The organism is Streptomyces sp. NBC_00459, assembly GCF_036013955.1.
Taxonomy (GTDB): Bacteria; Actinomycetota; Actinomycetes; order Streptomycetales; family Streptomycetaceae; genus Streptomyces.
The window spans coordinates 3,297,756-3,321,598 of sequence record NZ_CP107903.1; the positions used below are offsets into that span (position 1 = coordinate 3,297,756).

Sequence of the window (23,843 nt, forward strand, 5' to 3'; positions counted from 1 at the left end):
CTCAGCGGACGCTGACGTCCAGCGCCCCGAGTCCAGTCCTGCGTACGGCGATCGAGCCGAACTCCGTGCGCAGCCGCAGCCAGGGCCCCGACGAGACCAGCGCGAGCGGCGCCTCACCGGACGCCCCGGGGCCCTGTGCCGGCCGCAGGAAGCCCAGGGACTGTGCCGCGTGCACGGCCCGTACCGGCAGGTGGGTGTCCCCCACCGTCCGGCTCCAGATCTCCCGTCCGATCCGGTCGAGTTCGGCGCGGGTACGCAGCTCGGGCGTCAACTCCTGCGTACGGGACCGGAATTCGGCTACCGCTGCGGCGACCATGGCGCGCAGCGCGTCCGGTGCCGGCAGGCCGGCCTCAGGCCGCCAGCCGCCGCGCGGAGGCAGCACCCCGGCCCAGGGCGGACCGGTCACCGCGCCGGGGACGGTGAGGGTGGCGGCCGACTCGTCCACCGTCTCCAGCAGCTCGCCGGCCGACACCGTGGCGTCGAGGGCGACGTCCAGGCCGTTCTCGTAGGGCTTGGCGAGCCGGGCCGCGCGGATCGCGAGGACCTCGAAGGACGGCGGCCGCCCGAACACGGCGAGCGCTGTACCGGCCGCCTGGAGGCGGACCGCTGCCCCACGGTCGTAGTGGAGCAGCCTGGCGAGGAAGGCGGCGAGGTCGGCCGCCTCCCCCTCCTCGGCGAGATGCAGGACCGTCATGCGGCGACGGCCCCGCCCTCTTCGTCCACTTTCTCGTCCTCGTCCGCGCCCGCGTCCATGTACTCCGTCAGGAACTCCCGTTCCTCGGAGGTGATGCGGCGCGGGCGCTGTGTCGCGAAGTCGAACGGCACGACGACTGTCGACGCCTGGACATACACCTGGTCCGGGTCCTTGACCTCGTAGGTGAGCGTGAAGGACGCCGCTCTTATCTCCGTGACCCACAACTCGATGTCCACGGGCGTGTGCCGGTGGACCAACTGCCGTTTGTAGTCGATCTCATGGCGTGCCACCACTGACCCCTGCTGGAAATCCTTGTCCGGGCGGAACAGGAAGTCGATACGGGCTTCCTCCAGATACCGGAGGAAGACCACGTTGTTGACGTGGCCGTACGCGTCCATGTCCGCCCAGCGCAGCGGGCAGCGGTAGATATGCCGCAAGATCGATCAGCCCCGGGTCAGCTTCTTGTAGGTGGCGCGGTGCGGACGAGCAGCATCCGCACCCAGCCGCTCGATCTTGTTCTTCTCGTACGACTCGAAGTTGCCCTCGAACCAGTACCACTTCGACTCGCCCTCGTACGCGAGGATGTGCGTCGCGACCCGGTCCAGGAACCAGCGGTCGTGGGAGATGACCACGGCCGCACCGGGGAACTCGAGCAGCGCGTTCTCGAGCGAGGACAGGGTCTCCACGTCGAGGTCGTTGGTGGGCTCGTCGAGGAGCAGCAGGTTGCCGCCCTCCTTGAGGGTCAGCGCCAGGTTCAGGCGGTTGCGCTCACCACCGGAGAGGACGCCTGCCGGCTTCTGCTGGTCCGGCCCCTTGAAGCCGAAGGCGGACACATAGGCACGCGACGGCATCTCGACCTGACCGACGTTGATGTAGTCGAGCTCGTCGGAGACGACGGCCCACAGCGTCTTCTTGGGGTCGATGTTGGCGCGGCTCTGGTCGACGTAGCTGATCTTGACGGTGTCGCCGACCTTGATCGCACCGGAGTCGGGGGTCTCAAGGCCCTGGATCATCTTGAACAGCGTGGTCTTGCCCGCGCCGTTCGGGCCGATGACGCCCACGATGCCGTTGCGCGGCAGGGTGAAGGACAGGTCGTCGATGAGGACCTTGTCACCGAAGGCCTTGGAGAGGTTGTTGACCTCGACGACGATGGAGCCCAGACGCGGGCCCGGCGGGATCTGGATCTCCTCGAAGTCCAGCTTCCGCATCTTGTCGGCCTCGGCTGCCATCTCCTCGTAACGGGCGAGGCGCGCCTTGGACTTGGTCTGCCGGCCCTTGGCGTTGGACCGGACCCACTCCAGCTCTTCCTTGAGCCGCTTCTGCCGCTTCTCGTCCTTGCGGCCCTCGACCTTGAGGCGGGTGGACTTCTTCTCGAGGTACGTGGAGTAGTTGCCCTCGTAGGGAATCGCGCGGCCGCGGTCCAGTTCGAGGATCCACTCGGCGACGTTGTTCAGGAAGTACCTGTCGTGAGTGACGGCGACGACGGCGCCCGCGTACTTCGAGAGGTGCTGCTCCAGCCAGTTCACCGACTCGGCGTCGAGATGGTTGGTGGGCTCGTCGAGGAGAAGCAGGTCCGGAGCCTCGATCAGCAGCTTGCAGAGTGCGACGCGGCGCTTCTCACCACCGGAGAGGTTGACGACCGGCCAGTCGCCGGGCGGGCAGCCCAGCGCGTCCATGGCCTGCTCCAGCTGCCCGTCGAGATCCCAGGCGTTGGCGTGGTCCAGGTCTTCCTGGAGCTTGCCCATCTCGTCGAGGAGCGCGTCCGAGTAGTCGGTCGCCATCAGCTCGGCGACCTCGTTGAAGCGGTTGAGCTTGCCCATGATCTCGGCTGCGCCGTCCTGGACGTTCTCCAGGACCGTCTTGGACTCGTCGAGCTTCGGCTCCTGCATGAGGATGCCGACGCTGTAGCCGGGCGACAGGAAGGCGTCGCCGTTGGACGGCTGCTCAAGGCCCGCCATGATCTTGAGAACGGTGGACTTACCGGCACCGTTCGGGCCGACCACACCGATCTTCGCGCCCGGCAGGAAGCTCAGCGTCACGTCGTCAAGGATGACCTTGTCGCCGTGCGCCTTGCGCGTCTTGCGCATGGTGTAAATGTACTCAGCCAAGAGAAACCGTCCGGCAGCTTGAAATCTGGCAGTGGTGGGATACAGCCCATCTTGCCTGACTGCAACCCTTGGGGGGAAACGAGTACGTCAGCGGCCCCTGGCGCCTGGGAGGCGGGGCGGGGCCGCGTGGTTCAGTGGGTCACCGTGCGGTCACACACTGTTGAGTTGTCAAGATGCGATGTCGTCCGTGCTCACTTACGAGCATCTGCCCTGCGCGGCTCCTTCTTGCCGACGAGGAGCACTACGCCTCCGCCGATCACCAGCAGGAGGATCGCTACGCCCGCGATCATCGGCGTCGCGCTGGAACTGCCGGTCTCGGCCAGATTGACGCCGGCGGCGGGGGTGCCGCCCGCCAGGGCCGGGCTGGGCTCGCTGAGGGTCTGGACCTCGTCGCCGCCCGCACTGCCCTGGGTCTCGCAGTCGAGGACACCCGCGAACCGCTGCTCGAAGCCGTTCGGCCCCAGAATCGTGAAGTCGTACGGCTGGTCCTCCTGCAAGGGAATCGTGACCGTCCTCGACTCCCCGGCCTTGATGGTGTGTTCGAAGCCCATCAACTGGAAGGTGAACGCCTCGTCGCCCTTGTTGGTGGCCGTGATGTCCACGCCGTTCTCGGCGCAGTTCTTCCGCGCCGACAGTGCGGGGACGGCGCCCGTGACCGCCCAGTTCGCGGTCGCCGTCGCGGAGACCGTGGACTCGCTGGAGCCGGCGAGGATCTGGGTCTGGCTTCTGCTGTCGGAGGTGAAGGCGCGGCCGACCGGCACGCTGGTCGAGGCCTGGACGCTCAGCGCGGCCGAACCGTCCAGCGCGTCCTCGGGCACCTCGAAGAACACCTGGCCGCCGTCGACCGCGGACGTGACGGCCTCGCCGTCCTGGTCGACGACCCGCACCCCGCTCGTCGCCGCGTCGGCGGGCGGTATCACCGTGACGCTGTCCGCGTCCGTGTGCACCGTGACCGGCCCGAGCCGCTCACCGGGGTGGCCGGAGACCGCGGGCGGGTCGAGGGTGAGTGAAGCGTCGGGCTCTGCGAGGTTCTGCGCGCTCTTCTCCAGGTAGTCCGCGAGCTTCTCTGCCCGCGGGTCCACGGCGTCCACGTCCGCGCCGTCCGAGTAGCGCCAGATGGCCACCTGGGTGCCGGCCGCCGCGTCCTGCTCGGTGAGGCCGGCCGCCCCCGCCCGGGCCGCCAGCGCCGCGAGGTCGTTCACCTGCGGATAGGAGTTCTGCAGGATCCAGCGGATCCGGCCGGCGTCCTTGTTGCCGCCCAGGGAGGTGCCGCTCCAGGAGGTCTCCTGGTACTTGGCGTCCTTCTGCGTCGGGTTGTGGAGGTCGACGCAGTACGTCTGCAGCATGCCGCCGTTGTCGACGGACATCTCGAACAGACCCGCGGACACCTGCTCGTCCCCGTCGTCCCCATGGACGACGGCCGCGCCGTACGTCTTCAGCCCGCCTATGGTGGCGGTCGCCCCGCCCTGCTGCTGCGGAGTCGCGTCCGCGACGGCCGTACCGGCGGTGACCAGCGCGCCGGTGACGGCGAGACCGGACACCATCGTCGCGGCGGCGAGCCGGGCCGCCGCCGCTCGCCCGCGCCAGGACAGCGCGGAGAACGAAGAAAACACAGAATTCCCCTTCGAGCAGGACTCGTTGACGTGGGGGGTGCGGTCCCACCAGCAGCATCAGAAGCCCCGTGAGCTATGCCCGGCATCCTAGGGACGTGGCGTACCGCACTTCCCAGTCCTGTCATCGGATAACCGATCCGACTCGGAATTGTTATCGCCAAGATCATCCGTATGCAGGTCAGTCCACCGATAAGCCTCAGTTCGGTCGGCGCCCGCGCCCACCGCGCCGCGTGACGTCACGTCACCGCCGCGGGCTCCCGCCGCTGTTGCGCCCCGACGCCGCCCTCGTCGGCGATCGGCGTCTCCCAACTGGGCTCGGGACGGGGCGGTGCCGCGGCCTCGCCCTTGACCGGGCCGGCGGAGCGCCGGAAGGCCGACGTACCCCGCGCGAGGTCGTGGCCGATCGCCACGGCGTCGATCTCCGCCGACGTCCAACTCTGCCCGTCCCGCATCTCCGTGCGCACCTTCAACCGGCCCTGCACGATGACCGGTTCACCCAACGACAGCGATGCCCCGACATTCGTCGCGAGCGCTCGATTCGCCCACACCGTGAAGAAATTGGTGTGCCCGTCCGTCCATGCGTTCTTCTCGCGGTCCCAGTAGCGCGAGGTCACCGCGAGCCGGAACCTCGCCGACGCCCCCGACGCCAGGTCGCGGTACACCGGCTGCGTCGCCACGTTGCCCACCGTGCACACCATCGTCTCGTTCACGCCAACCACCCCTCCCGGTCCCGGCGCACTCGCGCCGGGCGGATACCCGTACGGGCCCGTCCCGTACGGCTGCCTCCGACACGGTGATCGCGAGAACCTCCCCAACCACGAGAACTTCTCCGGTCACCGCCGCGCGCCGATCGCGTCCGTCGTGATCGCCGCGAAGCCAGAATGCATCCGCCGGTCCGAGCCCGCTGAGCCCTGTGGACTACCGGCCGGTTGTGGAAAACTCCGTCACCCGTCCGAGGTACCCACGTCTCCTCCTCATGTCACTCCTCCGGGAATCGTCCCGATGACCTGCCGGTTTCCCGCCTTCCTCGGCCGAACGCGCGTACACGCAGCCACGCAGCCACGAACCCGACGATGCCCGACCCCGGTTCCCCCGCGCTCAGCCCACCACCGCCCGAGCCCCCGTGACCCGCCCGTACTGCTCCCGTACCTCGCGGTACCGCAGGAGCTCCGCCGCCACCGGATCCAGTACCCGGGCCCGGCCGCAGCCGGCCGCCGCTTCCCGCAGCCGCCGTTCCGCCTCCAGGCCGTACCGGCGGGCCGGTCCGCGCGCCGCCAGTCGGCAGCTCCACTCCACGCCCGGACCGCCGACGATGCCCACCGACATCAGCAGCACCGGGACGCCCAGGTTCGGTGCCATGACCCCGACGATCTGGGCCACCAGCCACAGCCCGCCGACGATCTGAAGGATCGTCATGGATGCCTGAGCCAGCACCGCGACCGGCCACCAGCCCGGCCGGGGCGGCCGTCCCGAGGGCGTCCCGGCGCGTGTCGCCAGCTCGTCCAGCGCCTCGGGCAGGCCCTGGGCGCCCCGTACGGCCGCCTCACGCACCGCCAGCGCCCACGGCGCGGGCAGTCCGGCCGACGCCCGCTCCGCGACCGTACGCACCGCCTGCTCGACCCGCTGGCGGGCCGTGGCCTCCTCGTCCGGTTGCTCGCCCACGGCGAAGCGGCCGGTGGAGGATTCGCGCCGGTCCTGGCACCAACGCCACAACCGCAGCCACGGGGTGCCACAGGCCCGGTTGGCGTTGCGCAGCCAGACGCGCTCGGCGGCCTGGCCCGCGGCGGTGGCGCCAACCGCGTCTGCGAGCCGGTCGGAGAACTCGTCCCGGGCCCGTTCGCTCAGTCCGGCGCGCCTTCCGGTGGCGTAGACGGGCCGCAACTGCCACGCGGCGGCGTCCAGGTCGGCCGAGATCCGGCGTGCCGCGGCACCGCGCTCGCCCACGAACTGCCCGAGCGCCTCGCGCAGTTCGCCGACGCCGTCCCCGGTGAGCGCGGACAGCGCCAGTACGGTGGCGCCCGGTTCGCCGTACTCCCCCAGGGCGATGCCGTCCTCGTCGAGCAGTCGCCGCAGGTCGTCGAGGACCTGGTCGGCGGCCTCCCCGGGGAGGCGGTCCACCTGGTTGAGGACGACGAACATGACCTCCGCGTGCCCGGCCATGGGCCGCAGATAGCGCTCGTGGAGGACGGCGTCCGCGTACTTCTCCGGATCGACGACCCAGATGACCGCGTCGACCAGTGCCAGTACGCGGTCCACCTGTTCGCGGTGCTGAACGGCCGCCGAGTCGTGGTCGGGCAGGTCGACCAGGACCAGGCCGCGCAGCTGCGCCTCGGCCTCCGCGCTCTGCAAGGGGCGCCGGCGCAGCCGTCCCGGAATACCGAGCCGGTCGATGAGGGTCGCCGCGCCGTCGCTCCAACTGCACGCGATGGGCATGGCGGTGGTCGGCCGGCGTACCCCGGTCTCCGAAATGGCCACCCCGGCGAGGGCGTTGAACAGCTGCGACTTGCCGCTGCCGGTGGCGCCCGCGATCGCGACGACGGTGTGCTGCCCGGAGAGCCTGCGCCGGGCCGCCGCCTCGTCGAGGACCCGGCCGGCCTCAGCGAGCGTTCTGCTGTCCAGCCGGGTACGGGACAACCCCACGAGCTCACGGAGCGCGTCGAGCCGCGAGCGCAGCGGCCCGTCGTACGCCAGGGGCATCACGGGCTGCGGGACGCTGCTGGAGACCCGGGTCTCGACGACCGTCTCGCGCGCGGGAGGGTCGGTCTCGGACACACGGCGCGCGATCAGACCGTCGTCCCAGGCGCCGGAGGACTCGGATTCCGTACGGGGGTCTGTACGGAGGTCGGTACGGGTGTCCTTGGTGGTGTCTTTAGTGGTGCCCTTACGGGTGGAAGGGACGCCGGAGTCAGCGTCGCCCACCACGCGCGCGGGGCCGTCTGCACCTGCACCCGCATCGATGTCGACGTCGGCGGAAGAGGCCTTCCCGGGAGCGTCGGTTTCGGGCGCCTCGCCTGCGGTGCCCTTCTCCTCGCCCTCTGTCCGCTCGTCCCTCTCCTCCTCCTTCTCCTTCTCCTTCTCGTCCTTCTCGTTCTCGTTCTCGTTCTTCTCCTCGGCTCTGTCGCCGTCGGAAAGACCCTCCCCTGGGGGCACGTTTTCGGCCGAGGCGTCGTGGTGGTCGTGGTCAGTGACGGCGGTCACCGCGGTCACCTCTCCTTCTGCAGTACGGACAGCGCGGCGATGAGTTCGGCCTGGGGCTCCGGATGGACGTCAAGGGCGTCGAGCGGGGCAAGACGGCGCTCGCGTTCGGTGTGCATGACCCGGTCCAGGTGTTCGACAAGCAGCCGTCCGCCCCGGTCGCGCAGTCGCAGGGCGCCGTGGGCGCCGATACGTTCGGCGAGCCCCTCGCCCGCGGACCGGGCGCGTCGGCCGCCCAGCAGAGCGGTGGCGACGAGCGCGGCGACCACCTCGACGTCCGTGGCGGTGCTCCGGTCGAGGTCGCGCAGCTCCTCCTCTGCGTACTCCTCCAGCTCGCGCCGCCACCGGCGTACGGCCATGCCGATGCGGTGTTCGACGCTCTCCTGGGACGGGTCGCGGCCCGTCAGGCCCGGGGCGTCCGCAGCGGGTTCGCGGCGCCAGGAGTCGTCGACGCGTTCGTCGGCGGCGGTGACGGAGCAGAGCAGGAGCGCGCAGAGGCTCTCCACCAGAGCGTCGAGGAGTTCGCCCGCTGAACAGTCCAGCGGGAAGGCACGCCACCGCTTCAGCGCATCCCCGGCGAGGACTGCGCCGGCCTGCAACCGCCCCCGTACGCGCGCGTGCTCGCTGTCGTAGGCCCCGTCGACGGCCGCGGTGAGCCGTAGGGCGGCCGAGTACTGCGCGGCGGCGGCGCCGGCCAGCTCGGGCATGCGGGACTTGAGGGAGTCGAGGACGCCGTACGCCGTACGGGCCATGGCCTGTTGGCGGCTGGCCGGGTCCTGCGCCTGCTGGGCGAGCCAGGCGCGCAGCGGCGCCACCGCGGTGGCCGGAAGAAGCCCACCGCCCCAGGCGGACTCGGGCAGTTCGGGCACGGTGAAGCGCGGTACGTCACCGAGGCCCGCCTTGGTGAGGAGGGCGCCGTACTGCCGGGACACCTCGGACACCACCTGGTGGGGCACCCGGTCGAGGACGGTGACGAGGGAGGCCTGGTAGTCCTTGGCGGTGCGCAGGAGGTGCCAGGGGACGGCGTCGGCGTATCGCGCGGCCGTGGTGACCATGATCCAGATGTCCGCGGCGCAGATCAGTTCGGCGGCGAGGACGCGGTTGTCGGCGATGAGGGAGTCGACGTCGGGGGCGTCGAGGAGGGCGAGCCCGCGCGGCAGGCTCTCGGCGGTCTCGACGCGCAGGACCCGTGCCCCGTCCTCGCCGGGGAGCAGCAGATCGTCGCCGGGGTCCTGTCCCGGCTCCTGTGGGGGCACCCACACGCGCGTGAGGTCGGGCAGTACGCGCATCCCGCTGAACCAGTGATGATCCTCGGGATGGCAGACCAGTACCGGCGTCCGGGTTGTGGGCCGCAGTACGCCGGCCTCGCTGACCCGGCGCCCCACAAGGGAGTTGACGAGGGTCGACTTGCCGGCCCCGGTGGACCCGCCCACAACGGCGAGCAAGGGCGCTTCAGGTTCTCTCAGGCGGGGCACCAAGTAGTCGTCGAGTTGCGCGAGCAGTTCGTCGCGGTTGGCACGCGCGCGTGGAGCCCCGGGCAGGGGCAGCGGGAAGCGTGCGGCAGCGACACGGTCGCGCAGGGCGGAGAGTGCGTCGAGCAGCTGAGGCCGTACGTCCAAGGTCACCACATGTGAAGAATGCCCAATTTTAGGGGAATTCTGAAGCATATGGGCACACCTGCGCGCCGACGGAACACAAGGGACGGAAGGGACGACTAGGACGTAGGCGTAGTCCAGGCATAACGAGTGCACAACACCCGATGCGCGAGAAGGCAAAAGCGGTGCACGATTCGTACCTGCCTGCGATTATCAGGACCGCTTCACTGAACCTCCACATTGAGCCACGGAGGTGAAGCAACCAGGACAAGGACCCGGGAGCCCTATCCTTGTCCCCGGCAACGTCAGGGACCGGCCCACACCAGGGCCCACCCTGACCGAGGCCACCACACCCGGCCCCCGTAGCTCAGTGGATAGAGCAGGCGCCTTCTAAGCGCTTGGCCGCAGGTTCGAGTCCTGCCGGGGGCGCAAGTCTCAGCTCTCCTTCGGGAGGGCCTTTTTGCTGGTCAGATCGGGTTTCACTCGTACGCCACAGCCCCGGACACTCCCCCGACGATCATGGGGAAGGTTCCGGGGCTGTCCGGCTGTCACCGGGTTTTCGCGGGTGGCCGTGTCGAATACGTGTCGAAGTTCTCGGCGAGAAAGCTCAGCCGGCGTCGGGCAGTTCGGGGAGGCCAGGGCCACCGGACTCCAGTTGTGGCCGATCAGGCAGGAATCCAGCCAGGCCACTGTGGAGGGACGTTGCTCGCAGGGCAGAGGCCGGAGTCGCCTGGATAGCCGTCCAGCGTCCCTCGGCTCGCGAAGAGCCACCACGCCAACCCCACCGTCGCAACAACCACCAGCACCGTCGACAGCGAGACACGAACCACTGTCCGCGAGTGGAGCACCATGCGTTGGCCAAAGGCCCACGCCACAAGCCCGACGAGTGCTTCGGCTCCCACTACGAGAGGAAGCAGGAAGTTGAGTTCGAAGCGTCCGCCGGCGTCGTAGCCCGCGTCACAGTACGCGCGTGCCCAGACGGTCAGAGACCAGGCGCCGCAGCCGACAGCAGCTCCGAACAGTGCGGAGGCCGCCCAGGGGAGGCATGAGTCGGGTCTCGGCTTGGCTGTGTCCACGGCATGACACGACATCGAACACACCGCATCCGGTTCCGCGAGCGGGCGGGTACCCCTGGAGGACGCCGTCGGCAGCGCGGCTGAGGCCAGCGGGGGTACAGCCAGGCACACGCGCGCCTGGTCGATCGACGCGCCCTCCGCCGTGGCCGGCTTTCGTCGGCTGGGGTTCAGACGGCCCGCATTTCACTCCGAAACACCAGCTCAGGAGCCTGCGACTACTTGGAATGCCAGCTGCGGACGACAGTCAGGCAAGGTGGGCTGTTTGTCCCCATCGAGGGCTCAGTCCTCACCCACCTGCAGCAACACCACCGTGAAGTGACCGTCAGTCCCCGCAACAACACCATCGAAGGTATGTCGGGTGACCGGGTTCCATGCCCGTGCTCGGGGTGAGAGGTCGTTGATGTTCGTGTACCAGACCGCCTCGTAGCCCAGCAGGCGCACGACACGTTCCGCCGCTCTGTGCGCGTGGGTGTGGTCACGGCGTCTTGAGTCCGGGAACACGAGGTCGTAGGCCGCCAGGTGGGTCAAGTGCTCCACGGCGTCCTCGGCGTCGATCTTCGAGAGTGCGTCCTCGATCTCTACCGGTGTGTCCGGGCCGACTGCGCCTTTCACTGCGTAGTGCTTCCAAGCTTGTTCGGCCTCGGCGGCTACTTGGCACACGAGTTCCGGAACCGAACCGCCGGGCTCCTCGACCAAAAGGCCGAAGACTCCTTCTTCTCGCGACAACGAGCCGGTGAGAGCGCGCAGTTCTGAGGCTTTGTCCACCGTGTCATTCTCTACCGGGCCAGCACCAACCAGGCCACGGTGGCCACAGGTTCGAGTCCTGCCCGGGGCGCAAAGACTCAGCTCCCCCTTGTGAGGGCATTTTTGCTGTTCAGATCCGGTTTCACTCGCACGCCAAAGCCCCGGACACTACCCCAACGAACGGGGCAGGTTCCGGGGCTGTCCGGCTGTCACCGGGTTTTCGCGGGTGGCCGTGTCGAAGTTCTCAGCGAGAAACCTCAGCCGGCGTCGGGCAGCTCGGGGAGATCCCCCGCAGCCTCCAGGCGCCTTTTCAGGTCAGGCAACTGCCCCTCGACGCACCGAGCGTAAGTAGCCAGCAGCACCGGCACGCTGTTTCCGCCCCAGTCGGCCACCTGGGCGGGTGGGATCCCGTCATTGAGCCACTTCGTGAGGCGCGTGTGCCGGTTGTCGTACACCCGCCGCCCTGTGGGCGACTCGAAGACGTGCGGGGCCAGGACGGCCTTACGCGCACTGCGAAGCGATCACGAAGAACCTAAACCAGGATCTCGACTCTCAGGAAAAGCGCTTGGAAGCGTGGACGAGAGTGGGAGAAAAGCGTCTTGACCTAGATGATGCGATAGCAAGCGCCGTGAACCCACGAAACTGACGGCAGGCCGACGGCGCGGCGGTATGTCATGGGCTGAAGCGCAAGATGCGCAAGAAGCGCTGACTTCGGGTGACATCCACAGTGCAGGAAGCGGACATCCTTGCTCGGCTCAGCACATCCGATCCAACCACCCGTTGCACCCGTGAGCCGCACTCGGCATCGAACTCCTAAAGTGGGTACAGCAGGTTTGTCTCTAAGCACTTCTTTGGGCTCCACTACACCGAGTTCTTTTGGCTCCATGGGCCGGCTGGAGGGGGCGTACGGGGAGGGTTTTCGCGCCCCTGTAGAAAGGCGATTTGGCCCCACTTCGATCGAGTGGTTCCACTGGCCGGGACGGTTATCTGGCCGCCAGTGATCACTGTGCGTGAGCGGGCCCGCGTCGGCTTGCCACAGTGGAGCCCGGCCTCACCGGGCCGTGATGTGCGCCGCCCCGAACAGGCGCTTGGCCATGCCGAGGCGTTCATACGTGGCGATGGCCGGCGCGTTACCGGTGAGCACCATGAGCGCGGCGCGGCCGTGCTGGTTGACGAGGGCGTCCACGACGAAGCCGCACACGGCCCGCGCAAGACCCCGCCCGCGGGCGCCGGGGTGGGTGACCACCCCGCCCATGAACCCGCACCCGGCCGCGGACCACGCGTCCGCCGCCACCGCCAGCGGCTTCGCCCCGACGCTGCCGTCCACCTCGCCGACGACCCCCGCCCAGCGGCGCATGCCCGCGCGTCCCGGCTGCGCGTAGGAGTCAGGGAAGAAGCGGTCGAACAGCGAGGCCGTCTCCTTCTCCTCTCGGGCGTTCAGCCACCGCACGCCTGCGGCGGCGGCACCGGATGGGGACGTGGCCTCCATCCAGAAGAAGTTGTGGACCGGCGACAGGTTGGGCAGCTGCCCAACCAGCGCATCGATCAAGGAGGCTTCCCCCAAGACTCGGTAGGACGGGCCGATCTCCTCCAGGATCCGCCGGACCAACACGGCCACGTCGGCGCCGTCGCCCTTGACCGCAAGCCGGTCCTGTGAGGGTTCGGGCTCGCCACCGCCAGCGCCGCGCCGTGGCACCAGGCCCGTACCCCCGGCCCCAGGCCGTCACCGCCTTGCCCCTGGGCGGCCCAGACCAGATGTCCGTCGCCGGCCGCGGCCTGCTCGATATCGCTGAGCCGTGCAAGTTCCTCCATACGCCGTGCTTACCAGGCGTTCTTGGAGTCCCGCTGTGACCCAGCCCTCATCGATCACCGAATGTGATCACGTATCTGGCCGTACCTGGGGAATGTGAAGTGGCCGCCGACAGCCAAGTGGAGCCAGATCAATTTCTTGTTCCGCGGAGCCACTTCAACCCCGTGCACTGGAGCCCAAACAATTGCTTACAAACAGTAGGTTCGAATCTTAGCATTTGGACCTGTAGCAGGTCATCCTTCAGACGACTCTCGTGGGTTCCCTGATCGGTATTGTGGCGGGGCTTACTTTCGGTTCCTCCACCATTCCGGCAACCATTAATATGGATACTCTGCCTACCGGCTTCTATAACGGGCTTAACATCATAGGACAGCTTTTTTCTATTGCTGGAGCTGCCTACATCGTTCGCATCGCAGGGGATGCGTTGATCGTTACCCGGCGCGTCTCTGGGTCCCGGGTGAACCCTGCCCCGCCTCCCGGTTCTGATTCACCCGACGCATCACCTCCTGGTTCCGGCTAGCGGCAGAAGAGCCTCCTCGGGGACCCCCTCACGCCGAGCTGATCAGCTCGACCGCCTGCACGACGCCCAGGTCAGGCTGGTCACCTCCGTCTCAGCCCCGGCATCGGGGTTCAGTTCGCGCCGACGGATGGCCGACTACCACTCCTCGTCCAGTACCTGGGCAGCCGTGCGTGGGTCCATGAGGTTGGACCACGCCTGTCTGCCGGGAGCAGGTCCCGCTTCGGCAGGGCGTACTCCGGAAACCAGCCCTCAGCCTCGCAGCCGGGGGCATTGCGCAGGATCAGCACGGTCAGGTTCGGCGGAACGGAGCCGGTGATCCGGACGGCGAGGTAGGTCTCGTGGCCGTCGTCCGCACACATCTGGAGGCCAAGGGTGAGGGTGTCGAACTCGCGCGTGTGCTCACGGCCGTCGCGCAGCGTGGCGTGCGCCAGGTCCAGCAGAGTCGCCCGCAGGCGGCGCACGAAGCGAACACCAGCCTCGGCGCGGTAACGGACATGGTCCTCGCGTGCGGGCAGGAGGTGAGCGGTGTGTGTCGCGGTCTTCAGCCCGTCGGAATGTTCCGCGTTGTAGCGAGCCCGGACGGCGCGGCCGTCGGCCTCCAGGGCTGCGTAGAAGTCATCGACCGAGCCGTCCTCGCGCCGACCCGCCGCGACCAGCCACGGCAGATCGGCATCCAGCCAAACCCGCGCCGCACCATCGCTGCACCTTGACCTTGAACAGCACCTGGTCTCCACGGACCGGATGCGTTCATGCTTGCCGTTCTTGTCCGCGAACTGCTCGGACGCCTTGGCCAGCACCGGGTGGTCGATCTCGTCCAGCGGCACCGTCACCCGGACCGCAGATCCTCACGGCGCTGCTCCAGATACACCCGGACCGCCTCGGCCACCAGGTCTTTCTTCGTCAGCCCCAGGAAATGAGCGCCCTGGCTGATCAATTTGTCCGTCGCCGGGTCCACCTTCAGCGGGGACTGGCGTACCGACTTCGTCGCCGTCGTCATCGTCAACACCTCCGCTTCTAGTACCTGAATACCTCATGGTGTAGTTGTTCTGGCGGTGACCTGCGGACAGGCAGGTGAGCACATCACTCAGGCCCGCGCGCCTTCCAACGCTTGGCCTCAGGAGCTCACGACCTCAGGACTGCACAACCCTCCGCCACGAACAGTCACCCGCTTCCCGTGACAGCCCTCGTCCGCGCCAACGGCTGGCCACGTCGGCCGCAGAGTCCGCAGTCAGGGCCGGTCGGCCCCCGGCAGGGACCTGTGGCCCATGCCCCACGCGCTCGGTCGGCGCGATGCTGGAATCGGATCGGGCGATCCCGGTTCGGGTTCGGGTGGTGGAGGCCGGGTGCCGGACCGTCGCCGTGTGTCTTGATGGCTCGCCCCGGGGGCGTGCCGCCGCCGAACGGGCTGTCGGAGAGGGAAAGTCCTGCGGCCTGCCGCTGAAGTGCCGCACGTGGGTACACGTGGTCCGAGAAGCCTTCGAACTCGGGGCCCTTCGAACACCACGACGAGCGGGTGCCCCCGGTTCACGACTCTTCCCGGAGCCCTGACCCGCCTCGACGATTTACGGAGTCACCGTGCCCAAGGTCGAACACCGGAACAGCACCGTACTTACCGACGAAGAGCTGCGCACTCTGGACGCGCACTGGCGGGCCGCCAACTATCTGGCCGTGGGCCAGATATATCTGCTGGCCAACCCATTGCTCGCCGAGCCTCTGAGGCCCGAGCACATCAAGCCGCGGCTGCTCGGTCACTGGGGCACCTCGCCCGGCCTCAACCTCGTGTACACGCACCTCAACCGGGTGATCAAGGCGCGAGGGCTCGACGCGCTGTGCGTGTGGGGGCCCGGTCACGGCGGGCCTGCCGTACTCGCGGGCTCCTGGCTGGAGGGCAGTTACAGCGAGACCTATCCGGACGTGAGCCGGGACGCGGCGGGGATGGACCGGCTGTTCCGGCAGTTCTCGTTCCCCGGCGGTGTGCCCAGTCATGTCGCGCCGGAGACGCCCGGCTCGATCCATGAGGGCGGCGAGCTCGGCTACTCGCTCGCGCACGCCTACGGCGCCGCCTTCGACAACCCGGACCTGCTGGTCGCCTGCGTGATCGGTGACGGTGAGGCGGAGACCGGGCCGCTCGCCGCGTCCTGGCACTCCAACAAGTTCCTCGACCCGGTGCACGACGGGGCGGTCCTGCCGATCCTGCACCTCAACGGCTACAAGATCGCCAACCCGACCGTGCTCTCCAGGCTCCCGGAGTCCGAACTCGACGAGCTGCTGCGCGGCTACGGACACGAGCCGATCCATGTCACCAGCGACGACCCGCACCAGGTCCACCGGGCCATGGCAGACGCCTTCGACCAGGCACTGGACCGCATCGCCGGGCTGCAACGGACCGCCCGCGAGGACGGCAGCACCGAGCGCGTGCACTGGCCCATGATCGTGCTGCGTACGCCGAAGGGCTGGACGGGCCCCGCCGAGGTCGACGGACTCCCGGTCGAGGGCACCTGGCGCGCGCACCAGGTCCCGCTGTCCGGCGTACGCGAAAACCCGGAGCACCTGCGGCAGTTGGAGACCTGGCTGCGCTCGTACCGGCCCGAGGAGTTGTTCGACGGCGACGGGCGGCCCAGCGCCGACGTCCTCGCCTGTGTGCCTGAGGGGACCCGTCGGCTGGGCGCCACCCCGTACGCCAACGGCGGTCTGCTCGCGCGTGACCTGCCGATGCCGTCCCTCGACCGTTTCGCCGTCCCCGTCGACAAGCCGGGCGTCACCCTGCACGAGCCCACCCGGGTCCTCGGCGATCTCCTCGAACAGGTCATGCGGGACACGTCGGAGCGGCGTGACTTCCGCCTCGTCGGCCCGGACGAGACCGCGTCCAACCGGCTCGAAGCCGTCTTCGACGCCAGCGGCAAGGCCTGGCAGGCGCAGACCCTTCAGGTGGACGAGCATCTGGACCGGCACGGCCGGGTGATGGAGATCCTCTCCGAACACCTCTGCCAGGGCTGGCTGGAGGGCTATCTCCTCACCGGCCGGCACGGGCTGTTCTCCTGCTACGAGGCGTTCGTGCACATCGTCGACTCGATGGTCAACCAGCACATCAAGTGGCTGAAGACATCCAGGGAGTTGGCGTGGCGAGCACCCATCGCCTCCCTCAACTACCTGCTGACGTCGCATGTCTGGCGTCAGGACCACAACGGCTTCTCGCACCAGGACCCCGGGTTCATCGACCACGTCCTGAGCAAGAGTCCCGAGGTCGTACGGGTCTATCTGCCGCCGGACGCCAACACCCTGCTGTCCGTGGCGGATCACACCCTGCGCAGCCGTGACTACGTCAACGTGATCGTCGCGGGCAAGCAGCCGTGTTTCGACTGGCTGTCCATGGACGAGGCCCGCGCGCACTGCGCCCGCGGCGCCGGGATCTGGGACTGGGCCGGCACCGAGAGCAGCGAGCGGGAACCCGACGTCGTTCTGGCCTGCGCGGGAGACGTGCCCACCTTGGAGATCCTGGCCGCCTCTGGTCTGCTGCGGCGCCATCTGCCGGAACTGTCCGTCCGGGTCGTCAACGTCGTCGACCTGGCCCGGCTGCTGCCGCGCGAGGAACACCCGCACGGAATGGGCGAGTTCGAGTACGACGGCCTGTTCACCACCGACAAGCCGGTGATCTTCGCCTACCACGGCTACCCCTGGCTGATCCACCGTCTCTCCTACCGCCGTACGGGCCACGCCAACCTGCACGTCCGCGGCTACAAGGAGATGGGGACGACGACCACTCCGTTCGACATGGTCGTCCGCAACGACATGGACCGCTACCGGCTGGTCATGGACGTCATCGACCGGGTGCCGGGGCTCGGCGTCCGCGCGGCCGCCGTACGGCAGTCGATGGCCGACGCCCGCAGCCGCCACCACGTCTGGATCCGCGAGCACGGCACCGACCTGCCCGAGGTCACCGACTGGACCTGGGCCTGACCCGGGGCCCGCCGCGCGTGGGGGAGCAGGGGACCAGACGACCAGGCATTGGGGCCGACCGGCCCCCGACACTCCCCCGGACAGCCCATGGGATCTCCGCCCGATCCGCCGGATGCTCGACGTGGCGCACAGCCCGGAGGAGACCCACGATGACGGATGACACACTCGGCCGGCCCACGGTCCATGCCCTGCTCCCGGACGGCACCACGGTGTGCATACGTTCTGTGCGGCCGGACGATCACGAGCGACTGCAGGGGCTCTACGAGGACATGTCCACGGAGAATCTGCGGCTGCGGTTCTTCACGTCGAACCGGCGTTCCGCCGCGACGGCCGCCGACCGGGCCTGTGCGCCACCGCGCCCCGGATCCGGCTACCGGGCGCTGCTGGCCGAGTCGCGGGGGCAGGTGATCGGCCTGGCCGAGTACGAGGCCGGCGGCGACCCGGCCTCGGCCGAGATGTCCGTCGCCGTGGCCGACAGGCTGCACCACCACGGCGTCGGCACGCTCCTCGTCGAGCACCTGGTCTCCGCCGCCCGCGCGGACGGCATCACCACGTTCACGGCGGACGCGCTGAGCGAGAACCACGAGGTGCTTCGGCTCTTCGCCGACCTGGGCCTGCGCACCACCCGCCGTTTCGACGGTCCGGAAGTGCGCTGCGCCATCGAACTGAACGAGGGCGAGGGCGAGGGTGAGGGTGACGACGAGGACGACGACGGTTGTCTCTCCGCCGTCGAGGCCCGCGGCCGGGTCGCCGACGTGGCCAGTCTGGAGCCGCTGCTGCGGCCGGGAGCGGTCGCCGTGGTGGGCGCCGGGCGCAGGCCCGGATCGGTGGGGCGGGCCCTCCTGCACCATCTGCACGAGGGCGGCTTCACCCGGCGGCTCTTCGCGGTGAACCCCTGTGCCACCTCGATCCTCGGCGTGCCGTCCCACCCCTCGGTCGGCGCGCTGCCCCAGGTCCCGGATCTCGCGGTCCTCGCGGTGCCCGCGGCGGCCCTCCCCGACACCGCGGAGGAGTGCGGCAAGGCCGGTGTACGGGCGCTGCTCGTCGTCTCGGCCGGTCTCGACAGCCGGCAGGCGGAAGCCCTGATGACCACGTGCCGTACGTACGGCATGCGGCTCGTCGGACCCAACTCCCTCGGTATCTCCAACACCGACCCGGCGCTCTCCCTCGACGCCACCTTCGCGGCGGATCATCCGCGCCGCGGCACGGCAGGCGTCGCCGTCCAGTCCGGCGGCGTCGGCATCGCCCTGCTCGACGGACTGTCCCGCCTGGGGATCGGGGTGTCGTCGTTCGCCTCTCTCGGCGACAAGTACGACGTCAGCGGCAACGACATGCTCCAGTGGTGGGAGAGCGACGGCCGCACCGAACTCGCCCTGCTGCACCTGGAGTCCTTCGGCAACCCGCGTGCGTTCTCCCGTACCGCACGGCGCGTGACCCGTCGTATGCCCGTGCTGACGGTCGACGCGGGCCGTACCGACGCCGGCCGCCGCGCCGCCGCCTCGCACACAGCGGCCGCCGCCACCCCGACCATGACCCGGCAGGCCCTGTTCACCCAGGCGGGGATCACCGCGACCCGGTCTGTGGGCGAACTCCTCGAAGCCGCCGCCCTGTTGCACTCTCAGCCGCTCCCGACGGGCAGCCGCGTGGCCATCGTCACCAACGCGGGCGGCGCGGGGGTCATGGCCGCGGACGCCTGCGTGGAGGCGGGGTTGTCGCTTCCACCGCTCACATCCTCGGTGGTCGAGAGCCTGTATGCCGTACTGCCCGACGGTTCCACCGTCGGCAATCTCGTCGACGCCACCGCTGCCGTCACGGAGGAGCAGCTCGGCGACTGCGTGGACGTGATCATGCGGTACCCGGGTATCGACGCCGTCCTCGTGGCCCTCGTCCCCACGGCCGTCGCCGCCGCGACCGGCGACGACCTGGTGCGGGCCCTCACCAACGGCCCCGCACACCGCGCCCTTCCGGTCACCGTCGTACGCCTGGAGCAGGACCTGCCGGTCCGGCTCCTGCCGACGCGGGGCGGCGGCGCCATCCCGTCGTACGCCGAACCGGGCTCGGCGGCACGGGCGTTGGCGCACGCCTCCCGCCGCGCTGCCTGGCTGAGCCGGCCCGCGGGCACCGTGCCCGAGCTCCCCGAGGTCACGGAGGCCGACACGGCCCGGGCCCGCGCGGTCGCCGAGACCTATCTCGCCACCCACCCGGACGGCGGCCGGCTCGATCCGCGCACCTGCGCCGAACTCCTCGCCTGCTACGGCATTCCCCAGCTCCCTTGGTCCTGGGCGGAGACGGAGGACGACGCCGTCATCGCGGCCGAACGGCTGCGCGGCCCCGACGGGCGGGTGGTCATGAAGGCCCACTGGCCCGGCCAGCTGCACAAGAGCGAACAGCACGCCGTGCACCTCGATCTCAGGGGTGACGCCCAAGTGCGGTCCGCCTTCAGGGACTTCGCGACACGGTTCGCCGGCCTGATGACCGGGGTGGTCGTCCAGCCACTGGCCGCGCGCGGCACCGAACTGTTCGCGGGGGTCGTGCGGGACGAGGTCTTCGGACCGCTCGTGCTGTTCGGACTCGGCGGCACCGCGACCGAGGTCCTGGCCGACCAGGCCGCCCGGCTCGCGCCGCTGACCGACCACGACGTCCACGACCTGATCACCGCGCCGCGCTGCGCACCGCTCCTGTTCGGCGCGCACGGGAGCGGGCCCGTCGACCTCCAGGGTCTGGAACAACTGCTGCTGCGCCTGTCCCGCATCGCGGTCGACCTTCCGCAACTCGCCGAGGCCGACTTCAACCCCGTACTCACGACGCCTGATGCGGTCATGGTGCTCGACGCACGAGTCCGCCTGCTGCCGCGCACGGCTCAGGACCCCTATCTGCGCCGACTGCGCTGAGGAGGAACAGGGAGAGGAGGGACAGAGATGAGACACCCCGTTCAAGGAGGTGGCACGGCTCTTGGACGGCAGGCTCACACAGGAATGGCTGCGAAGGCTCTGAGAGGAAGGCTCATCGTCATGCTCACGAAAGTGCTGATTGCCTACGGAACGACGAACGGTTCGACCGCGCGGATCGCCGAGACCATCGCCGAAGTCCTGCGCAAGGAGGGGGTGTCGGCCGAGGCGGTTCCCGCCCGGTCCGTGACGAACGTGGAGTCGTACAACGCGGTGGTGGTGGGTGGCGCGCTGTACGCGGGGCGCTGGCACAAGGACGCCCGCCGCTTCGTCCGCCGTCACGGCCGCACGCTGGCGGGGCGCCCGCTGTGGTTCTTCAGCAGCGGTCCGCTCGACGCCTCTGCCTCGGAGCGGAGCATCCCGCCCGTAGCCGGAGTGAAGCGGGCCATGATCCGGCTCGACGCCAGGGAACACGTCACCTTCGGGGGTTGCCTCGAAGAGGGAGCGAAGGGATTCATCGCGCGGAAGATCATCTCCTCCGGCAAGGGCGGAGACTTCCGCGACTTCGAGCAGGTCGAGGCGTGGGCCACGCGGATCGGCGCCGGGTTCACGGCAGAGTCGCAGCGGATCTGAACCAGGCGGGCGGGCCTTCTCCCGACCCACCGGCCCCGGCCCCGCCCCCGTTCCCGCCCCCGTACGCCGGGCGCGGTGGGCGCACGGAACGGGGCCTCGCCTGAACCGGCGTTGTGCTCGAAGGAACGGTCCACGCCGCCGAGATGCCGACCTGACCTCGGCCCGTCCGACGCCCGTGTCGAGGCGCCCGGACAGTACGGTGAGGACAGGGGAACGGGTTCGATCCGCCTTGCTGCTGTGTCGGTCGGAGGAAGTCATGAGCGAGGATCGACGCGGCGGTGCCGAGGAGTACGTGCCCAAGCTGCGGCTCGACGAGCTGCTGGGCGAGCTGCAGGTGCGCATCGACGCGGTGCGCGGGACCCGGGACCGACTGCACAGCCTGCTGGAGGCCGTCCTCTCGGTCGGGCGGGAGCTCGACCTGCCACAGGTGCTGCGCAGCATCGTCGAGGCCGCGGTGGTGCTGGTGGACGCCGAGTACGGGGCGCTGGGCGTGATCGGCGGTGACCAGAAGCTGTCCGAGTTCCTGACCGTCGGTATCGGCGAGGAGGAGCGGTCGGAGATCGGGGCGCTGCCCAGCGGGCACGGGCTCCTCGGCGAGCTGATCCGGCATCCGTCGCCCCTGCGGCTGCCGGAGCTGTCGGAGCATCCGGCGTCGGCCGGCTTCCCGGCCCACCATCCGCCGATGCACTCCTTCCTCGGCGTACCGATCCGGGTGCGCGACGAGGTCTTCGGGAACCTCTACCTCACCGAGAAACGCAGCGCCAGGGAATTCGACGTGGAGGACGAGTCCGTCCTGTCGACGCTCGCGGTGGCAGCCGGAGTGGCCATCGAGAACGCACGGCTGTACGAGGAGACCAGGCTGCGCGAACGCTGGCAGCGGGCCAGCGGCAAGGTCACCAGCATGCTCCTGTCCGGTGCGCCGAGCGCGGACGTCCTGGAACTGATCGTCGACGAGGCCCGGAAGATCGTCTCCGCCGACATGGGGCTGATCGCGGAACACGTACCGGGCGAGGAGACGCTGCGGCCGGCCCTGGCGGTCGGCCTGGGACGAGAGGAACGCAGCGGTCTGGTGCTGTCCGCGCGCGACGGTTTCGTCGGAGCGGCACTCGGCGCGGCGGCGCCGGTGGTCAGCGCCGACATCGAGCGCGACGCGCGCATGGGCGAGGACGAAGCCCAGTGGGCCGGGCTGGGACCCGTGGTCGCGGTGCCGCTCGGCGCCGGCGGCAAGGCGCGGGGCGTGCTGTTGCTGGGACGTGTGCCGGCCGGTAAGCCGTTCGGCGATCTGGACACCGGGCCGCTGCTCGGGTTCGCCGACCAGGCGGCACTGGCCCTGGAGCTGGCCGAACGGCGGCGGGACGTGGAACAGCTCACATTGCTTCAGGACCGTGACCGCATCGCACGCGACCTCCATGATCTCGCCATCCAGCGGCTCTTCGCCGCCGGCATGACCCTGCAGAGCACCCAGCGCTTCATGGAGCACCCCGAGGGCATGGAGCGGCTGACCCGGACCGTCGACGACCTCGACGACACCATCAAGATCATTCGGTCCACGATCTTCGGACTGCGCACCCACAGCGGGGTCGGGCGGGAGAGCGACGGCCTGCGCGGCCGGGTGGCCGAGGCGGTGCGTGCCTCGGCCACGTCACTCGGATTCCCGCCCGCACTGCGTATCGAGGGGCTGGTCGAGACCGACGTCCCCGGCGACATCGCCGACCATGCGGTCGCGGTGCTCGGCGAAGCCCTCAGCAACGCGGCCCGGCACTCCGGAGCACGGGCGGTGGACGTCAGGCTTCAGTGCGCCAGGGGCGAGTTGACGCTCACGGTGACGGACGACGGCTGCGGGGTGCCGGGTGACGCCGGACGCAGCGGGCTGAAGAACATCAAGGAGCGGGCCGTCGCTCTCGGCGGAACTCTGAAACTCGGCGAACGGCCGGAAGGCGGCGGCACACGGCTGGTGTGGCGGGTTCCCGTGGGTGTGGACGGTGCCACGGAAGGAGACTGAGGGCACAGGGCCGAGGGCAGAAGGCCGCGTGGCCCTGTCGGCCCGGACGGCGGGGCGGGGGCGGGGGCGGGCAAGGCGACGCGGGGCGGAGCGCGGCGGGCTCAGCGCGTCGGGCGGTCGGGGGAGGTGGGCTGTTCGAGATGGCTGGCCAGGACCGCCGCCTGGACACGGCGCTGGACGCCGAGCTTGGCCAGCAGCCGGGAGATGTGGTTCTTCACCGTCTTCTCGGACAGGTAGAGCTTCTTGCCGATCTCACGGTTGGTGAGCCCGTCCCCGATCAGCGCGAGGATGTCCCGCTCGCGGGGTGACAGGCCGGCGAGCCCGGGTGCGGGTGCCGGTTGCTCGGTGGGGTCGGCCCGCAGGGAGCGCATCAGGCGGGCGGTCGTCGTCGGATCCAGCATCGACTGGCCGGAGGCGACGGTGCGGACCGCCGCGACCAGGTCGGACCCCCTGATCTGCTTGAGCACATAGCCCGCCGCCCCGGCCATGATCGCGTCGAGCAGGGCTTCCTCCTCGTCGAAGGACGTCAGCATCAGACAGGCCAGCTCCGGCATCCGGCTGCGCAGCTCACGGCAGACACTGATCCCGTCACCGTCCGGCAGGCGTACGTCGAGGACGGCCACGTCCGGGCGCAGCGCCGGCCCGCGCACCAGCGCCTGCTCGACGCTGTCCGCGTCGCCGACCACCGAGATGTCCGGCTCGGAGTCCAGCAGGTCGGTGAGACCGCGTCGTACGACCTCGTGGTCGTCCAGCAGGAAGACCCGGATCGGGTTCTGTTCCGTGAAGGCGCGTGCCTCGGCCATGACGACCCCTCGTTCGCTGGTGGACCACGGACCACGGACCACATGCCGACTGTGATGACGATCGTCGCCCCTCCGAACCGCCCGCACCAGGGCCGACCGGGCCAACCCGACGACGAACGTCGGTTCGGCGGCCCGGGTGGCATGGGCAGTCGCAGTGGCAGGGCCGATCCTCGTGCCGCGACGTGCGGAAAGCCCGCCGCGCCGA

At 69.6% G+C, this 23,843-nt stretch carries 16 protein-coding genes and 1 tRNA gene; 5 read left to right on the forward strand and 12 right to left on the reverse strand.

What is annotated here, in order from left to right:
- Position 1: 1 nt before the first annotated feature.
- The 7 genes from OHN74_RS14295 to OHN74_RS14325 all read right to left on the reverse strand — a co-directional run bounded on the left by OHN74_RS14295 (position 2) and on the right by OHN74_RS14325 (position 9,238).
- Positions 2-694, reverse strand: coding sequence for a hypothetical protein (locus OHN74_RS14295; protein WP_327694951.1), 693 nt, complete (start codon positions 692-694; stop codon positions 2-4).
- Positions 691-1,131 (reverse strand): acyl-CoA thioesterase, encoded by a 441-nt coding sequence (locus OHN74_RS14300; RefSeq protein ID WP_327694952.1) that lies wholly within the window; start codon positions 1,129-1,131, stop codon positions 691-693. Before OHN74_RS14300 ends, OHN74_RS14295 begins: the two co-directional genes overlap by 4 nt.
- Before the next feature lie 6 nt (positions 1,132-1,137).
- Complete coding sequence (gene ettA, locus OHN74_RS14305; protein WP_327694953.1) at positions 1,138-2,802, reverse strand: energy-dependent translational throttle protein EttA; 1,665 nt, start codon at positions 2,800-2,802, stop codon at positions 1,138-1,140.
- 191 nt (positions 2,803-2,993) lie between these two features.
- Positions 2,994-4,415, reverse strand: a complete 1,422-nt coding sequence (locus OHN74_RS14310; protein ID WP_327694954.1) for a Cys-Gln thioester bond-forming surface protein — start codon at positions 4,413-4,415, stop codon at positions 2,994-2,996.
- 236 nt (positions 4,416-4,651) lie between these two features.
- Positions 4,652-5,125 (reverse strand): single-stranded DNA-binding protein, encoded by a 474-nt coding sequence (locus tag OHN74_RS14315; RefSeq protein WP_327694955.1) that lies wholly within the window; start codon positions 5,123-5,125, stop codon positions 4,652-4,654.
- 388 nt (positions 5,126-5,513) lie between these two features.
- Entirely contained in the window at positions 5,514-7,613 is a 2,100-nt protein-coding gene (locus tag OHN74_RS14320; protein WP_327694956.1) for a YfjP family GTPase, read from the reverse strand.
- Positions 7,614-7,618: 5 nt separating this feature from the next.
- Positions 7,619-9,238 carry a dynamin family protein gene (locus OHN74_RS14325; protein ID WP_327694957.1) on the reverse strand — a complete coding sequence of 540 codons (1,620 nt, stop codon included), beginning with the start codon at positions 9,236-9,238 and terminating at the stop codon, positions 7,619-7,621.
- Between the two features lie 323 nt (positions 9,239-9,561).
- On the opposite strand from OHN74_RS14325, the gene OHN74_RS14330 reads away from it, so the two are divergent.
- Positions 9,562-9,634 (forward strand) — tRNA-Arg (locus tag OHN74_RS14330).
- Positions 9,635-10,560: 926 nt separating this feature from the next.
- On the opposite strand, the gene OHN74_RS14335 is transcribed toward OHN74_RS14330, so the two are convergent.
- The 4 genes from OHN74_RS14335 to OHN74_RS14350 form a co-directional block, all read right to left on the reverse strand.
- A complete protein-coding gene (locus tag OHN74_RS14335) occupies positions 10,561-11,046 on the reverse strand; it encodes a hypothetical protein (RefSeq protein WP_327694958.1) in 486 nt (161 codons plus the stop codon).
- Between the two features lie 1,030 nt (positions 11,047-12,076).
- Entirely contained in the window at positions 12,077-12,574 is a 498-nt protein-coding gene (locus tag OHN74_RS14340; RefSeq protein WP_327694959.1) for a GNAT family N-acetyltransferase, read from the reverse strand.
- An 891-nt stretch (positions 12,575-13,465) separates the two neighbouring features.
- Positions 13,466-14,185, reverse strand: a complete 720-nt coding sequence (locus tag OHN74_RS14345; protein WP_327694960.1) for a hypothetical protein — start codon at positions 14,183-14,185, stop codon at positions 13,466-13,468.
- The gene (locus OHN74_RS14350; RefSeq protein ID WP_327694961.1) at positions 14,182-14,352 is read right to left on the reverse strand and encodes a hypothetical protein; all 171 of its coding nucleotides are present in this window, start codon (positions 14,350-14,352) and stop codon (positions 14,182-14,184) included. The genes OHN74_RS14345 and OHN74_RS14350 overlap by 4 nt, the downstream gene beginning before the upstream one ends.
- A 578-nt stretch (positions 14,353-14,930) precedes the next feature.
- On the opposite strand from OHN74_RS14350, the gene OHN74_RS14355 reads away from it, so the two are divergent.
- From OHN74_RS14355 to OHN74_RS14370, 4 genes are all read left to right on the forward strand, one after another.
- The gene (locus OHN74_RS14355) at positions 14,931-17,312 is read left to right on the forward strand and encodes a phosphoketolase family protein (RefSeq protein ID WP_327694962.1); all 2,382 of its coding nucleotides are present in this window, start codon (positions 14,931-14,933) and stop codon (positions 17,310-17,312) included.
- A 149-nt stretch (positions 17,313-17,461) separates the two neighbouring features.
- The gene (locus OHN74_RS14360) at positions 17,462-20,203 is read left to right on the forward strand and encodes a bifunctional acetate--CoA ligase family protein/GNAT family N-acetyltransferase (protein WP_327694963.1); all 2,742 of its coding nucleotides are present in this window, start codon (positions 17,462-17,464) and stop codon (positions 20,201-20,203) included.
- Between the two features lie 120 nt (positions 20,204-20,323).
- The gene (locus OHN74_RS14365; protein ID WP_327694964.1) at positions 20,324-20,833 is read left to right on the forward strand and encodes a flavodoxin domain-containing protein; all 510 of its coding nucleotides are present in this window, start codon (positions 20,324-20,326) and stop codon (positions 20,831-20,833) included.
- A 256-nt stretch (positions 20,834-21,089) separates the two neighbouring features.
- Positions 21,090-22,835, forward strand: coding sequence for a sensor histidine kinase (locus OHN74_RS14370; protein ID WP_327694965.1), 1,746 nt, complete (start codon positions 21,090-21,092; stop codon positions 22,833-22,835).
- A gap of 101 nt (positions 22,836-22,936) precedes the next feature.
- On the opposite strand, the gene OHN74_RS14375 is transcribed toward OHN74_RS14370, so the two are convergent.
- Positions 22,937-23,638 (reverse strand): response regulator transcription factor, encoded by a 702-nt coding sequence (locus tag OHN74_RS14375; protein ID WP_327694966.1) that lies wholly within the window; start codon positions 23,636-23,638, stop codon positions 22,937-22,939.
- Between the last annotated feature and the right edge of the window lie 205 nt (positions 23,639-23,843).